The sequence below is a fragment of the Ruegeria sp. AD5 genome, from assembly GCF_056542345.1.
On the sequence record NZ_JBQFZR010000001.1, the window covers coordinates 1474801 to 1489530 of the forward strand.

General features: G+C 56.3%; 14 protein-coding genes. 8 read left to right on the forward strand and 6 right to left on the reverse strand.

The window, feature by feature from the left end; genetic code table 11:
• Window positions 1-13: 13 nt before the first annotated feature.
• A complete protein-coding gene (locus ACR0JG_RS07105) occupies window positions 14-493 on the forward strand; it encodes an invasion associated locus B family protein (protein ID WP_170407630.1) in 480 nt (159 codons plus the stop codon).
• Between the two features lie 173 nt (window positions 494-666).
• On the opposite strand, the gene ACR0JG_RS07110 is transcribed toward ACR0JG_RS07105, so the two are convergent.
• The 4 genes from ACR0JG_RS07110 to ACR0JG_RS07125 are packed head-to-tail and all read right to left on the reverse strand — an operon-like array spanning window position 667 to window position 6812.
• Complete coding sequence (locus ACR0JG_RS07110) at window positions 667-2028, reverse strand: aminotransferase class III-fold pyridoxal phosphate-dependent enzyme (protein WP_480568534.1); 1362 nt, start codon at window positions 2026-2028, stop codon at window positions 667-669.
• 29 nt (window positions 2029-2057) lie between these two features.
• Window positions 2058-3161, reverse strand: coding sequence for a mandelate racemase/muconate lactonizing enzyme family protein (locus ACR0JG_RS07115; protein WP_480568537.1), 1104 nt, complete (start codon window positions 3159-3161; stop codon window positions 2058-2060).
• A 13-nt stretch (window positions 3162-3174) separates the two neighbouring features.
• Window positions 3175-4290, reverse strand: a complete 1116-nt coding sequence (locus ACR0JG_RS07120; protein ID WP_480568540.1) for a mandelate racemase/muconate lactonizing enzyme family protein — start codon at window positions 4288-4290, stop codon at window positions 3175-3177.
• A gap of 47 nt (window positions 4291-4337) precedes the next feature.
• Complete coding sequence (locus ACR0JG_RS07125; protein WP_480568543.1) at window positions 4338-6812, reverse strand: FAD-dependent oxidoreductase; 2475 nt, start codon at window positions 6810-6812, stop codon at window positions 4338-4340.
• A gap of 214 nt (window positions 6813-7026) precedes the next feature.
• Here ACR0JG_RS07125 and ACR0JG_RS07130 point away from each other — a divergent pair, with 214 nt between their 5' ends.
• Window positions 7027-8118, forward strand: coding sequence for an aromatic ring-hydroxylating oxygenase subunit alpha (locus tag ACR0JG_RS07130; protein WP_480568546.1), 1092 nt, complete (start codon window positions 7027-7029; stop codon window positions 8116-8118).
• Between the two features lie 198 nt (window positions 8119-8316).
• Window positions 8317-8703: a carboxymuconolactone decarboxylase family protein gene (locus ACR0JG_RS07135; protein WP_480439003.1), complete on the forward strand. Its 387-nt coding sequence runs from the start codon at window positions 8317-8319 to the stop codon at window positions 8701-8703.
• Between the two features lie 86 nt (window positions 8704-8789).
• On the opposite strand, the gene ACR0JG_RS07140 is transcribed toward ACR0JG_RS07135, so the two are convergent.
• A complete protein-coding gene (locus ACR0JG_RS07140; protein WP_480568549.1) occupies window positions 8790-9083 on the reverse strand; it encodes a hypothetical protein in 294 nt (97 codons plus the stop codon).
• 218 nt (window positions 9084-9301) lie between these two features.
• Here ACR0JG_RS07140 and phnC point away from each other — a divergent pair, with 218 nt between their 5' ends.
• From phnC to ACR0JG_RS07165, 5 genes are all read left to right on the forward strand, one after another.
• Window positions 9302-10117 carry a phosphonate ABC transporter ATP-binding protein gene (gene phnC, locus ACR0JG_RS07145; RefSeq protein WP_170422930.1) on the forward strand — a complete coding sequence of 272 codons (816 nt, stop codon included), beginning with the start codon at window positions 9302-9304 and terminating at the stop codon, window positions 10115-10117.
• A 58-nt stretch (window positions 10118-10175) separates the two neighbouring features.
• Window positions 10176-11087, forward strand: a complete 912-nt coding sequence (gene phnD, locus ACR0JG_RS07150) for a phosphonate ABC transporter substrate-binding protein (RefSeq protein ID WP_170509511.1) — start codon at window positions 10176-10178, stop codon at window positions 11085-11087.
• A gap of 65 nt (window positions 11088-11152) precedes the next feature.
• On the forward strand, window positions 11153-12028 hold the full coding sequence (gene phnE / locus ACR0JG_RS07155; protein WP_170509514.1) for a phosphonate ABC transporter, permease protein PhnE: 876 nt from the start codon (window positions 11153-11155) through the stop codon (window positions 12026-12028).
• Window positions 12025-13350 carry a phosphonate ABC transporter, permease protein PhnE gene (phnE, locus tag ACR0JG_RS07160; protein ID WP_480568551.1) on the forward strand — a complete coding sequence of 442 codons (1326 nt, stop codon included), beginning with the start codon at window positions 12025-12027 and terminating at the stop codon, window positions 13348-13350. Before phnE (ACR0JG_RS07155) ends, phnE (ACR0JG_RS07160) begins: the two co-directional genes overlap by 4 nt.
• Window positions 13350-13967, forward strand: coding sequence for a DapH/DapD/GlmU-related protein (locus tag ACR0JG_RS07165; RefSeq protein WP_480568554.1), 618 nt, complete (start codon window positions 13350-13352; stop codon window positions 13965-13967). The genes phnE (ACR0JG_RS07160) and ACR0JG_RS07165 overlap by 1 nt, the downstream gene beginning before the upstream one ends.
• On the opposite strand, the gene phnF is transcribed toward ACR0JG_RS07165, so the two are convergent.
• Window positions 13964-14683 carry a phosphonate metabolism transcriptional regulator PhnF gene (gene phnF / locus ACR0JG_RS07170; protein ID WP_170422919.1) on the reverse strand — a complete coding sequence of 240 codons (720 nt, stop codon included), beginning with the start codon at window positions 14681-14683 and terminating at the stop codon, window positions 13964-13966. The genes ACR0JG_RS07165 and phnF overlap by 4 nt on opposite strands.
• Window positions 14684-14730 lie beyond the last annotated feature (47 nt).

Sequence of the window (14730 nt, forward strand, 5' to 3'; positions counted from 1 at the left end):
GAGGAACAGCAGTATGAAAACTTGGATCTACGCTTTGGTGGCGTCGTTCGGTTTGACAACTCAACTTGGCGCACAGGAAAACGAAGCGCCATTGTGGTCGGTCAACTGCAGCAATCAGGTCAACGGAACTGAATTGATTTGTGAAATGACCCAGACCATTATCTTAACCGAGAACAATCAAAGGCTTGCCTCGATTGCGTTCGTCAAACCTGCCGGCAGAGACGAGATCGAAGCGGTGCTGACACTGCCATTTGGCCTGCTGTTCTCTGAAGGGCTGATTGCTAAAGTGGATGATGCCGAGATCGCGCGGCTGGATTTTCTAACCTGCGAAGCACAGGGTTGTTTTGCCCGTTCTCCTGTTTCTCAGGACTGGATGTCAAAGATGCGCGCTGGCAATCTGTTGAGTATTGAAAGCGTAAACCGGGTCGGCGATCCGATTTCCTTTGGTTTCGATCTGGCGGGATTTAGCAGAATATCCGATATGCTGCCGTGATTACCTGGCCTTCCTTCCAGAAGGCCGCACAGGCCTTCTTGGTTAGCAACGCGTAGAAGGGTCTGACCAGAGCGTTCATTTTGTGATTGCACTCGCAACGAGCGGAAGCTGCGGCGTAGGGCTATGTGATGGCTTTGGATTTCCGAGATGCGAGCGTTCGCGCCGACTAGTTCTCAGAGACACTCCCGGTCGGCGATGTCGAGGGTGCGGTCCAGAATCGCCAGCCCTGTAATCAGGTCGTCTTCACTGATGTTGAGCGGTGGGGTCAGGCGGATCACGTTCGAGAAGAATGACAGGTAGAGGCCTTCGTTCATCGCAAAGCTCATCATCTCGCTCATGGGTCTGGCGTCTTCGCCTTTGGCGGCAAATGGCACCAGCGGTTCGCGGGTGTCGCGGTTCTTGACCAGTTCGATGCCATTGAACATGCCCTTGCCGCGAATATCCCCGATCGAGGGGTGTTTCTTTGCCAGCTTGTGCAGCTCTGCGCGCATCTTTTCCCCCATCGCGGTGGCATGGGCCAGCGTGCCTTCTTCCTGCATGGCTCGGATCGCGGCAATGCCAGATGCGCAGGCCAGCGGATGGCCGGCATAAGTCAGGCCTCCGGGCAATGGGTAATCGCGCAGCCAGTCATGCAGCTCGGTACTGACGGACATGGTGCCAAGCGGCACGTAACCCGAGTTGATGCCCTTGGCCGAACAAATGATGTCCGGCTGAACACCCCAGTGATCGACGGCGAACCATTTCCCGGTCCGGCCAAACCCGGCCATGACCTCATCCGCGATCAGTAGGATGCCGTATTTTTCGCAGGTTGCCTTAATAGATTGCAGATATCCGTCGGGTGGCACGATGATCCCGTTTGTGCCGACAATAGGTTCCAGAATGACAGCGGCCACGGTGTTGGGGTTTTCATACATCAGGATTTCTTCCAGATGCGGTCCACCTTGGGCGACCGGGCACTGGGCCGGGTCTTTGTGGCCTGTTGGTAACCGATAGACGTAAGGATCAAGCATCCGCACGACGCCCGGCATATCGGCGCGGGTCAGATGGTGACGTGGATCGCCCGTCAGCGACAGCGTGCCTCCGGTTGCTCCGTGATAGGAACGGTAGCGGGCAATGATCTTTGTCCGACCGGTGTAATGCCTCGCCACACGGATGGCGGTTTCGTTGGCGGCTGACCCTCCTGTTGTAAAAAAGGTTGATGAGATGTTGGCAGGTGTGATCTCGGTCATGATTGCCGCGAGTTCTGATCGAACATCCGAGCCCATGGCCGGGCCGATATAACAAAGCTTGTCCGCCTGATCCTTAATCGCTTGTACGATCTTGGGGTGCTGATGACCCATATTGGCGTTCACCAGCTGGCTTTGAAAATCGAGGTAGCGTTTGCCATCGCTGTCCCAGAACCAGCTGCCCTGGGCGCCGGTTATGACGCGCGGGCGGCTGCCCTGCTTTGACCAGCTTTGCAGGTAATGGTCCGCGTGCATGTCTTTGACCCATTCGGGATCATGGGAGGGGTAGGCGTTGCTGAAGTCTTCCATAACAGGCCTCTTGGCGTGCGGGGTTGGGATCAATCGATGATGGTTACTGGCTGGCCCAAAGCGTCTGCATCAGGCCTGACGCCAAGGCCGGGGCCTTCGGGTGGGGCGATGCGACCGTTCCGGCGGCTAGGTGCATTCGGATCGAGACGCGGTTTGACATAGTGGGACAGATCGCATGTATTCATGATGCCGTGCGCTGGGGTTGAGGCCGCAAGATGCAGCGAGGCGGCCGTCGTAACATCGCTGCCCCAGGTATCCTCGATGCACATCTGCGTGCCAAGCGACAGGCAGAGATCGCGGATTTGACGCATCGTCGAAAGACCGCCCATCTTCGACAGTTTCAGCGCAGCAGCATCCATGCAGCCAGCGCGGTGTCCTGCCAGAACCGAATGAATGTCACAGGCGCTTTCGTCCAGCTTCATCGGCAGACCAGTCGCGGCGCGGACCTGGGCGCATTCCTCAATCGTGGCGCAGGGTTGTTCCAGCATTATGTCCAGATGCGAGACAGCGCGGCCAACTCGTGTAGCGGTCAGCGTATCTGACCCGCAATTCCAGTCTCCATAAACCAACGGGCCATCACCTACAGCCTCGCGCACCTGAATCAAACGAGCAACGTCGGCTTCCCAGTTGTTGTCCGCGCCCAGCTTCACCTGAAACTGTCGCATGCCCTGATCAAAGGCATCGCGCGCCATGTGCGCCATTTCATCCGGCGCGATACAGGTGATTGAGTGATACAGCGGTATATCCGCAACCGCCCGCCCACCCAGCAAAGCATAAAGCGGCAGGTCGGCTGTCTGCGCTGTCAGATCCCAGAGCGCTGTATCGATCGCTGACTTGGCGTAGCCATGCCCGATCAGATGCTTGTTGAGGCGCTCCATCAGGGCTTCGGGGCCAACGGGGTTAGCGCCGATAAGAACAGATGCCATTTCCTCAAGCGCCGGAACCACGCCCTTAGCATAGGCGGGTAAATAGTGCGGGATCGGACAAACCTCTCCCCAGCCCGATGCGCCGGTGCCGGTATCCAGGCGGACGACCACTGAAACCGTCGTATCGCAGGTCTTGCCCTCGGCCATGTAATAGGTGTCATGCGAGGTCAGCGGGACTTCCCAGGCGGTGATGCGGGTTATCTTCATCAGGCGGTTTCCATCAGGCGCAGGATTCGTAGGTTGCGACAGGTGGGCCAAGGCTGTCAAAGTCCGGCGTCACCCCAAGCCCCGGAGTATCTGTGGCATAGAGTTTACCGTCCCTTACTGTGGGGCCGCCAATCCCGGTGTTTCGTGTGTTGTAGTTCATCAGATCGGTCGAGTTGATCAGCATCTCTTGGGGTGTTGAGGCCGCAAAATGGGCAACTGCGGCGGTGGTGATCTGCCCACCCCATGTGTCCTCGGAGACAACCGGAATACCGTGATCAATCAGGAAATCACGCACCCGGCGGGCTTTGGACAGCCCACCAAGGTTTGAAATCTTCAGACAGCAAATTTCGGCACTCCGATCGTTTACAATACGCCGGGCCATTTCAATCCCGGTGACGCATTCATCCAGTTTCATTGGTTGCTCGGCTACGCGGCGCACCTGCTGGCACTCGTGGTAACTGTGGCAGGGTTGTTCGAGGATAAAGTCCAGATCGCGGGTTGCGCGGGCCACACGGATGGCGTTGTCAACGCGCCAACCCTGATTGGCATCTGCCATAGCCTTTTCACCGGGTTTCAGCAGGGGCACGCCTTCGCGGATACGGTCGATATCGGTCACCCAGTCGCCACCTACCTTGATCTGGAACTGCCGGTATCCCGCTGCGCGGTGCTGCTCCATCTCGGCGATGGTTTCTTCCAAGACAGGCTTTTGCGGCACAACCCGGTACATCGGCGCACCATCGGTGAGTTTGCCGCCCATCAGCATCCAGACAGGTTGTCCGGTGGACTTCCCCAGAATATCCCAACACGCTGCATCAAAGGGCGCTTTGGCGTAGCCGTGACCTTGGACCGTGCCATCCATCAACCGTTCGATCTTGGACAGCTGGCGGGGATCTTCCCCCAGCAAGCGCGGGGCGGCGAGGCGGGCAAAGGCTTCGACCCCTTCGGAATGGGCGATCATGTAGTTCTCGCCGCATGGGGCAAACTCGCCGCAGCCCTGTAGACCCGCATCCGTGTCGATCACCACTACCGAAGACATCGACGTTGTGATCGCGTTGCCCGCGCCCCAGCCGTATGATCCGCCGACATAGGGCAGGGGGGTTTTGAACACACGGATACGGGTTATCTTCATGGCGTCACCATAGGGCTTCCGCGATGGCCGATGCTCTGGTTTTCAGTTCACGCCAGTTCACGAACTGCGTCCGTGCGTGGGCGTTCGGATTTCGGATCATAGGCTGCTTCGCCGAGGACACGCCCTTTGCGGGGTACACCAGCGATAACTACTTCGATCTCTGTGCCCGGAACATTCACGTGTGGCTTGACGTAAGCAAAGGCGAGGATTTTGCCGACGCTGTGGCCATAGGCGACCGAGGCTGTTGCACCGACAACCTCGCCGTCGATCCGAATAGCCTCGCCCCCATGACCATCTTCGACCCCATCCGGTTCGATCTCCAAATAGGCGCAAATCCAAGGCATCTCGCCCGCCTCAGACTGAGCGGCACTGGCGCGCGTTGCTTCGACACCCAGATACTCTTTGTCCAGCTTGAAGAACCGGCTGACATTGGCCTCTGGCAACGTGACCTCGTTGGTCAGCTCTCCAGCACCGGGGAATGCTTTTTCCATGCGCAGGCTGTTCATCGCAAACGAGCCGTAGTTCTCGATGCCATAGTTCTCGCCCGCAGCCCATAGCGCGCTGTAGACGTCAACGCAGGCTTCATCTGGCATGTGGAATTCCCAACCCAACTCGCCCGCATAGGACATGCGAAAGGCCCAGACCTTGTGCCCCGCGATGGTGATTTCCTGAGCCGACAGCCAGCGGAACCCGGCGTTGGACAAGTCCGCGTCGGCGCATCTGGCCAGCACCTCGCGGGAATTTGGCCCGTTCAGGGACAAAGCCGACCAATCTTCGGAGAGCGTTTTGACAAAGACTGTCTCTCCCGTGAGGTTCTGGTTCAGGTGATCGACAAGGCGTTGTTCGAAGAAGGCGGCACATACAAGGTAGAACCGATCTTCAGCCATGCGAACGATGGTCGTCTCAAGCTCGATCCTGCCTCGGCGATTCAAAAAGTGGGTCAGCGTGATCGAGCCGTCTTTTTGCGGCATCTTGTTGGCCGTCAGACGGTCAAGATAGGCATAGGCATCGGGGCCTGAAACTTCGACTTTGGTGAACGCGGTCACGTCCATGATACCAACACGCTCACGCACGGCTTGGCATTCCAGCGCAACCATGTCGAAGACTTCGTTGCGGCGGAACGAATAGTGGTCACGCTGTTCAACACCATTGCGCGCGAACCATCGCGGGCGCTCGTGGCCAAAAACCTCTTCATAGACCGCGCCCTTTTCCTTGAGGATTTCATACAGCGGCGAGGGTTTGATCGGACGCCCTTCAAGACGATTGAAATGCGGAAAGGGGATCTCGTGCCGCAGCTTGTAATCCTCATGCGCCTTGATGACCTGCCAGTCTTTCTTGGCATAGCTGCCAAAGCGGCGCGGATCATAGTCACGCATGTTGATATCGGCAGCACCGTGTACCATCCATTTGGCCAGTTCACGGGTCAGACCAGGCCCCCAACCGATGCCGATCTGCGTGCCACAGCAGCACCAGTAATTCTTGACGCCCGGTGCGGGGCCGACCATCGGGTTGCCATCTGGCGGATGGCTGATTGCTCCATGGACCTCGCGGGTGATGCCCAGTTCAGCAAAGATCGGCATCCGTTCCAATGAGTTTTCCAGCCATGGCATAACACGGTCATAATCCGCCTCGAACAGCCAGTTTTCGTACTCCCATGGGCATTCATCATGCCAGACAGAGTTTGAGTTCTCTTTTTCGTAGATCCCGATCAGGCCTTTCTTCTGTTCCATGCGGATATAGCCCGAAACCATCTTGTCATCGCGGATCACCGGCAGCTCAGTTGTCAGGTCTTTGAATTCCGGCACATCTTCAGTGACAAAATAATGATGGGTCATCGAGGTCATAGGCAGCTGCAGGTTTGACCATTCGCCCATTTGACGGGCATATGTGCCACCGGCGTTAACCACGTGTTCGCAGGTGATGATACCTTGCTCGGTTTCCACCACCCATTCGCCAGCATCATTCTGAGTGATATTAGTCGCGCGGCAGTGGCGAAAAATCCTCACTCCATTCTGTCGGGCACCAGCTGCCATAGCCATGGTCACGTTCGAAGGGTCGACGTGGCCGTCATCTGGCGTGTAAAGCGCGCCAATGACACCGTCGAGGTTATAGTAGGGGTGCTTTTCAGCTATAAAATCAGGCCCTACCAACTCGATGTTGAATCCCAGCGCTCGGCCAACTGATAATGTGTGGCGCAGCCAGTCCATCTCATCCTCGGTGTAGGCCAGACGGAATGAACCGCAGCCATGCCATGTAACCGCCTGGCCGGTTTCCTCCTCAAGTGTCTTGGAATAAAGGCCAATGTTATAGTCGACCATTTTGCCCAGCCCGTAGGAACTGGTGGAGTGAGTGATCTGACCAGCGGCATGCCAGGTGGAGCCCGAAGTCAACTCGGCCTTTTCCAACAGCACCGTGTCTTCGCCCCAACCTTCATGGCCCAGGTGATACGCCAGTCCGCAACCCATGACGCCACCGCCGACAATGACGACCTTTGCGCGTGCAGGCAGTTCCTTTTTAGACATCGCAACTTCCTGTTTCCGAGACATGGAATTCTGTGGACTTCCTATTGCTACATATGTACCACTGTCAATTAAAAATGGCACAAATGTACATACCGAGGTAAGCAATGTGCGGTACAGATGTTTCAAGTGGTATTCTGACGCGTACGGATGTTACGAATCCTGACGCGATCTTTTTGACTGAAACACCAGCTCGGCTTGTATCAGGAGAAAAAATATGACTGTCCTGCCAACCCACTCGCTCGAGGCCCGGTACTATACGGATCCTGACATATTCGACAAAGAGATGAACGGCCTGTTGTGCAGAACTTGGCAATACGCTGGTCATGCGGCAGATATCCCAAATGTAGGCGATTACTTTGCGTTCGAAATCGCTGGTCAGAACCTTTTTGCCATTCGCGGACGCGACAATCTTGTCAGGACTTTCTACAACGTGTGCCAGCATCGTGCGCATGAAATGGTGACCGGAACTGGGAATACCCGTGTAGTGGTTTGTCCCTATCATCAGTGGACCTATGAGCTTACCGGCGGCCTGCGGTCTGGGCCGAACATCAAGAAAGTTCCCGGTTTTGATCGCGCGAAAATCTGTCTGACCGAAGTACGGACCGAAGACTTCCTTGGGTTCATCTTTGTCAATTTGGACGATAACGCGGCAACGATGGACGAATGGTATCCCGGTGTCCGGGACGAGTTGTCTGAGTTCGTGCCGAACACTAACGCTCTGGCCCCCTTAGAGTGGGTGGAAATTCCCGAGAACTGCAATTGGAAGGTTTCGATCGAGAATTACTCGGAATGCTATCACTGCCCAACTAATCACCCGACCTTTGCAGAAGGCGTGATCAAACCGGAAACCTATGACATTCAGCCCGATGTGTCGGGAGGTTACGTGCTGCGTCACACGACCGAGTGCCAAAGCCTCGAAAAGATGACCTATCCGATTGATCTGGAAAGCAACATGCGCGCGGGCGACTATCAAAGCTGGTTCCTGTGGCCGATGTTCTCGTTCCAATGCTATCCGGGAAATGTTCTGAACACCTATCATTGGCGGGCAAATACAGTGGACAGCTGTACCGTTTGGCGCGGGTGGTACACAGAAGGCGGTCATGAAAGCGACGTGATCCGTGGCCTTGCCACTCAGGATCGCGAAACGACTGTGGCTGAGGATATTCGGTTAGTGGAATCCGTTCACCGCGGCCTGAAATCCAAAGGGTACAAACCGGGACCGCTGGTGCTTGATCCGGCCTGTGGCGTCATGAGCGAGCATTCCGTTGCGAAGCTTCAACAATGGATGCGCGAGGCGATTGAATAACGTTACGTGCTGTGGATGGGCCAGATAAGACATCACCGAAGCCAACGCTGTGCCAAAGGGCACACCCGACCAGAACGACGCGATCGAGCCCCTTGCCTTCGGTGGTGGGGTTGGTTGTAAGACAGGGGCGGCGGCTTTAGCGGAATATCGAGCCAGGACCGACTAAGTTGCAGATCGGTCGTTTCACCTGAGGAGAGAATGATGGACGACAACCTGTTTGAACATGGCCTGAAGCAGCGCAAGTCGACGCTGGGCGACGAGTATGTTGAGAAGAACCTGGCAGCGGCGGATGATTTTACCCGCTCATTCCAAGAGAACATGACTGCTTGGTGCTGGGGCTTCGGCTGGGGGGATGACACGATCGATCACAAGACCCGTTCGATGATGAACCTCGCTATGATTGGGGCACTCGGCAAGATGCATGAATGGGAAATCCACTGTAACGGCGCGTTGAACAATGGTGTCACCAAAGAGGAAATCCGATCAATCATTCATGTGATCGGCATTTATTGTGGCGTCCCGCAGTCTCTTGAATGCTTCCGTGTCGCTCGCAAAGTCCTGACCGAACGTGGGCTGCTGGACTGACCTGATCCCTTCGCGAGATCTTCAGAAGGAACGACACAATCAGCGAGATTGCGCGTCTGCAGTTCGCGCGGTCTGCTGACACCTGCCTAAGCCGGGTCTGGTACCTCACCTTGCCAATGGTCCCCCATCGCGACGATGCATGAAGTACCGTTGGCGTAGTTCTGAACGATCATCCAGTCTCCGCTTGTGCGTTTGACCCAAACCTCCAGCATTGTTTCGGGATCGCGCAAACCCATGCCCTGACGTTCGGCTCCCAAAACCTGTTTCAGTGTCTGTGCCATCCGCGCGCTGTCATCACAGCTGACATCCACCATTTTAGACTGCGCAGTAGAAGGCACCGCAAGGCATAGAAGAAGAAGGCTGGCATGAAGACGGGTCATAGGTGAAGGTTAGTTCTTTCTGCGCTCAAGCGTAACAGTTTTATGACGCCCTGTAGATAAAACTCGCGCAGAGTCCTGCGAGAAACGCCACACACTGCAGAACCAGGCAATCATCGCGCCTGTCACAAATCTTTCGCGTAGATGTAAACGAAACGATTCAAAAGCGTCACGAAGCTTTTGTTTTGACGTTCTATCCGCCTCGCAACGATGGGGGCGATATGCTGAGAATTGAAAAGCTGACCAAAAAGTTTGGTGACAAACGGGCCGTGGATTCGGCGAATATCGTCGTCAACAAGCCAACCATGATCGGGATTATAGGCAGCTCCGGGGCTGGAAAATCCACGCTTTTGCGCATGGTCAACCGTCTGAGCGATGCAACGACCGGCACAATTACTTTTGAAGGCGAAGAGATTTCTGCGCTTCGCGGTGCTGCCAAACGCGAATGGCAATCGCGCTGTGCGATGATCTTTCAGCAGTTCAATCTTGTACCGCGCATGGATGTCGTCTCGAACGTTTTGCATGGCACGCTGAACAGGCAATCGACCTTTTCGACGATGTTCAACCTGTACCCGCGGTCGGATATTCATAAGGCGATTGAAATTCTGGATCGGCTAGGCATTGCCGAGCAAGCACCCAAGCGAGCCGAAGCCTTATCAGGCGGCCAGCAGCAACGCGTCGCCATCGCCCGCGCATTGATGCAGGACCCGAAGATCATTCTGGCGGATGAGCCGATCGCCTCGCTGGACCCAATGAATGCACAGGTTGTGATGCAGTCGCTGCGGGCCATTCACGAAGAAGACGGCCGTATGGTCATTGCTAATCTGCACACATTGGATACCGCGCGTCGCTACTGCGACCGGGTCATCGGAATGCGTGATGGTCGGATTGTGTTCGACGGCACCCCTGCGCAGCTGACCACGGGCGTAGCGCGCGACATCTACGGTGCAGGTGCAGACTTTTCCGAGGCCGCAACCTCGACCGAGATCGAAACACTGGACAGGCCAGAGGTCCGCGAAGCGGAAGCCTACGTCTGAGCCAGTTTCCCCCCGCGTCCGTCGCGGGCCACCTTCATCTAACCGAACGGAGAAAATGATGAAAAAGACCCTCGCACTGGCGTTTGCCGCCACGACCGTTTTGAGCACTGCTGCTCTTGCCGAAGAAATCACCGAGTTTCGCATTGGCATCCTCGGTGGTGAAAATGCCCAGGACCGCATGAACTCGTACCAATGTCTTGCAGACTATACCTCTGAGGCGTTAGGCGTTGAGACCAAGCTATTCGCCCCGGCGGACTACAACGGTGTGATACAGGGCCTGTTGGGCGGTACACTCGACATGGCATGGCTGGGTGCCTCTTCTTACGCGGCCACCTATCTGCAAGACCCCGAAGCAGTTGAGCCCGTTCTGATCAAGGTCAATGTGGATGGTTCAATCGGGTATCACTCGATTGGGTTCGCCCGCAAGGATAGTGGCGTCACCTCACTGGACGACATGAAAGGCAGAGTGTTTGGGTTTGGTGATCCGAACTCGACCTCAGGTTATCTGATCCCATCGATCGAAATCCCGCAATACAAAGAAGGTATCACCATGGAGTCGGGTGAGTATTTCGGTGAGGTCAAATTCACTGGTGGCCACGAGCAGACGATCGTCGCTGTGAATAATGGCGACATTGATGGTGGTGTGACCTGGGCCGATGGTCAGGGCAACTGGGAAGACGGATACAATTCTGGTGCCCTGCGCAAAGCGGTTGACGCAGGTCTTGTCGACATGAACGACATGGTCCAGATCTGGAAATCGAACGTTATCCCCGAAGGCCCTGTGGTTCTACGCAAGGCGTTGCCTGCCGATGTCCGTGCGACCATGACAGATCTTGTCGATGGCCTGCACGAGCGTGACCCCGATTGCGCTTATGGTGTGGCGGCAGGCGAGACGCTGGGTTTCCAGCCGGTATCGCATGACACCTACATCTCGATTGTTGAGGCCCGCAAAGCCAAAATCGGTGGCTAACGCGCGCACATGACGTTTCCGGCAACCCATTGGGGTTGCCGGTCTTTATTCATTCGGGGCTCGGGATGGCAGATCTATCAATCGGTGCGGCGCCAGGCGGCGTTGAGACCATTCAATCCAGCTATATGGCACAAGTTCACAAGCGCAGGCTTTATGGCGGGCTGACGCTGCTGATCTTTGTGGTCCTGATGGTATCAGGTTTCAACATTGCGGATTCCCGAAACGCGGGTGGGTTCTGGGACGGATTGCATCAGATCGGTGATTACCCGGCGGATGTGCTGTCTGAAGCTTGGGAAAAGCGGGCCGATCTGCCTGGCCTGATCGTGAAGTACTTCCCTGCACTGGTTGAGACGGTGAACATTGCCGCAGTTTCCACGTTGATCGGGGCCATCGGTGGTCTGATCCTGTCGCTTCTTGGCACACGCGGGCTGGCGAAATGGCCGGGTTTAATCCCGGTCTTCCGGCGTATCTCGGATGTTATGCGCGCAGTGCCGGAAATCGTTATCGCGCTTGTGCTGATCTTCGTCCTTGGGGGCGGTCCGGTGCCGGCGATGATCGCTATCTCAATCCACACCGCAGGGGCGCTTGGTAAAATGTTCTCGGAAGTATCCGAAAACGCTGACCTGAAACCGGTTGAGGGGTTGGCTTCGACCGGGGCGACTTGGTCGAAACAGATGATGCTGGGTATCCTGCCACAGGTCGCGCCAAACTATATCAGTTACACGTTGCTGCGATTTGAGATCAATATTCGCGCTTCTGCCATCCTGGGCTTCGTCGGCGCGGGAGGGTTGGGTTACGAACTGCGCAATGCCATGGCTTGGGGTCCGGGTCGTTTTGACGAGGCCGGCGCGATTTTCATCCTGCTATTCAGCACCATCGTATTCTTCGATCAGGTGTCCAGCCGCTACCGCAACCGTCTGACCGAAGGGCAGGGCCAATGACCACAATTGATTGGAACTTCGGGCTGGACGAGGCCAAGCTTGACGCCGAAAAGCTATTTCAGCGTAAACGATTGATCGGCTTTAGCATCCCCGTCGTGATCCTCGTTTATCTCACCTACATCTTCTTCGCCTTCGACCTGCCGGGCCTTGCGCAACGTGCCAATCTGGACAACGCCGTTACACTGGCTTCTGATAGCTGGTCACACAAAGTGCATGTCACACGCAATAATCGGAGCGGTGAGGTGACCTATGCGGTTGAGGGCGAGCGTAAGGGCACTTATCCCGAGGGTAAACGTCCCGACTGGGTATCGGGTGAAGAGGTGACGACGATCGATCTGGGCCGCAATCATATCGTGCGGTTCCTGCCTGACAACCGGACCGAGATTGAAATACCCGACTTCCAGCTGATCGAAGTGCAGGCCAAGGGACGCCGCCTGACGACAAATCTGCCCTCTGAACTGCCCGACTGGATTTCCGCATCTGAACGGCGTGTTGGCGTCACAACGCCTGAGGGCCGGATCACCATGACGGGCGCTCGGACTGAAGTGTTCAACTATTTCCCGGGTTGGGAGCTGTTCTGGTTCACGCTTGACAGTCCCTACCACGGCCATGGGATTGGAGAGATTCTGTTTGTCGCGCAGATCGATCCAAGCCGTTCGAATATCGCAGGCGCAATCTCTGACTGGTGGAACAACGCGATGTGGCGGCATAAGGATGTGGCCTGGGCCATCGGAGAAACGATCCTGATGGCATTTCTGGGTACGATGGGTGCCGCGATGATCGCGCTGCCATTGGCCTTTCTCGCCGCCAAACGGTTTTCGCCGATCATGTTGCTTCGCGCCGCAACGCGCCGTCTTTTCGACTTTGTGCGCGGTGTGGACGCATTGATCTGGACTGTGGTTCTGGCTCGGGCCTTTGGCCCCGGACCATTGACCGGCGCGTTGGCGATTCTGATTACCGACACGGGCACGTTTGGCAAGATCTTCTCGGAGGCGTTGGAAAACGTTGATCAGAAACAGATCGAGGGGGTGTCCTCGACCGGGGCCAAACCGCTACAGCGATACCGGTTTGGGGTGATCCCGCAGGTTGTTCCCGTGCTGCTGGCCCAGATTCTATATTTCCTCGAATCCAATACACGTTCTGCGACGATCATAGGTGCGATCACCGGTGGCGGCATCGGACTGATGCTGACGCAAGCCATCCAGACGCAGAAAGATTGGGAAGAGGTCGCCTATTACATTGTCCTGATCATCATCATGGTGATGTTCATGGATTGGGCCTCGGGCTGGTTGCGCGGTAAGCTGATCGGGCGGAAAGACTGATGGCGCGGCTTTTAGCGGAACAACCCTGCATTCACCCCGAATGTGAGATTACCGAAAGTACGTTCGGGGCCTATGTTGAAATCGGCAAGGGCAGCCGCGTCGTACATACAAAAATGGGCGATTACAGCTATTGTGATCGTTATGCCGACATCGCCAACGCGAAGGTCGGTAAGTTCGCCAACATCGCCGCGTTTTCGCGGATCGACGCGACTGATCACCCGCTGCACACGGCGTCCTGTCACCATTTCCTGTATCGCTCGAACGATTATTGGGACGATGCGGATCGGGACGAGGTGTTTTTCAGTCACCGCAAATCCCGAATTGTCCATATCGGGAACGATACATGGATTGGCGCAGGCGCGATGATAAAGCCCGAGGTCACACTGGGTGACGGGGCTGTTGTTGCTGCGGGTGCCTTGGTGACGAAGGATGTAGACCCCTACACAATTGTTGCCGGTACACCTGCAAGACCCTTGCGACTGCGTCAGCCACGACACATCGCCGATCGGTTGATCGCTTTGGCCTGGTGGAATTGGTCTCATGACAAGTTGCGGTTGGCGCTCGACGATTTCCGTGCTCTGAAGGCTGATGCGTTTCTGGAGAAATACGAACCTTAGCTCTCAAGGGTCAGTGTCACCCGATCTCCAACAAACCAGGTACGGCCAAATTCAACCGGTTGTCCCTGTTCGTCAACATTCACTCCGGATGATCTAAGCAGCGGATCACCTTCCGAAACCTGCAGATGCAGAGCTTGAGTGGCCGTTGCGCGCGTGGCCGTCAGACGGGTTGAGGCCCGAGTATAGTCAGTGACGCCCGACCTGTTTAACGCCTCGGTAACGCTGCTGGTCTCTTGCAGCGCAGCAGTGATGCCAGGCAGGCGCTCAAGGGGAAACATGCTTTCGAACACGGCAATCGGGTGTCCATCCGCCAATGAGAGGCCGTGATACGCACAGATCTGATCACCGGGTGAAACGGTCAGTGCGGTGGCCTCGCCCTCGGTCGCTGCCCGTTCTTCAACATGAAGCACCCTCTTTTCTGGTCTGCGACCAGCAGCGATGAGGTTTTCATGGAATCGCACCCGCGAGCCGATGGGGTAATCGGTGGGCGTGGCTGCCACGAAAGCGCCCGCGCCCCGGCGCGTTCGGATTAGGCCCTCATCCACAAGGGCCGAGATGCCGTGACGCACCGTATGGCGGTTCACACCGAACCGCTCTGCCAGTGCCGCTTCGGTTGGCAGCTTATCACCCGGGCCATAGCGCCCTTCGGCCATATCGCTGCGAAGTGCGTCGGCGATGGCCTTCCAGATCGGGGTTTTGGTGGGAGTGTCACGCAAGTTTCACAAAATTCCTCTGTCTGACGGCGGCAAATATGATAAGATGT

Bases quoted from the DNA above. Each gene is read 5' to 3' on its own strand.
- phnE (WP_170509514.1), top strand. From the start codon at position 11,153: ATGGCAGATCTATCAATCGGTGCGGCGCCAGGCGGCGTTGAGACCATT.
- ACR0JG_RS07165 (WP_480568554.1), top strand. From the start codon at position 13,350: ATGGCGCGGCTTTTAGCGGAACAACCCTGCATTCACCCCGAATGTGAG.
- ACR0JG_RS07110 (WP_480568534.1), bottom strand. From the start codon at position 2,028: ATGGAAGACTTCAGCAACGCCTACCCCTCCCATGATCCCGAATGGGTC.
- ACR0JG_RS07120 (WP_480568540.1), bottom strand. From the start codon at position 4,290: ATGAAGATAACCCGTATCCGTGTGTTCAAAACCCCCCTGCCCTATGTC.
- ACR0JG_RS07130 (WP_480568546.1), top strand. From the start codon at position 7,027: ATGACTGTCCTGCCAACCCACTCGCTCGAGGCCCGGTACTATACGGAT.
- phnE (WP_480568551.1), top strand. From the start codon at position 12,025: ATGACCACAATTGATTGGAACTTCGGGCTGGACGAGGCCAAGCTTGAC.
- ACR0JG_RS07140 (WP_480568549.1), bottom strand. From the start codon at position 9,083: ATGACCCGTCTTCATGCCAGCCTTCTTCTTCTATGCCTTGCGGTGCCT.
- phnD (WP_170509511.1), top strand. From the start codon at position 10,176: ATGAAAAAGACCCTCGCACTGGCGTTTGCCGCCACGACCGTTTTGAGC.
- ACR0JG_RS07125 (WP_480568543.1), bottom strand. From the start codon at position 6,812: ATGTCTAAAAAGGAACTGCCTGCACGCGCAAAGGTCGTCATTGTCGGC.
- ACR0JG_RS07135 (WP_480439003.1), top strand. From the start codon at position 8,317: ATGATGGACGACAACCTGTTTGAACATGGCCTGAAGCAGCGCAAGTCG.
- ACR0JG_RS07115 (WP_480568537.1), bottom strand. From the start codon at position 3,161: ATGAAGATAACCCGCATCACCGCCTGGGAAGTCCCGCTGACCTCGCAT.
- ACR0JG_RS07105 (WP_170407630.1), top strand. From the start codon at position 14: ATGAAAACTTGGATCTACGCTTTGGTGGCGTCGTTCGGTTTGACAACT.
- phnC (WP_170422930.1), top strand. From the start codon at position 9,302: ATGCTGAGAATTGAAAAGCTGACCAAAAAGTTTGGTGACAAACGGGCC.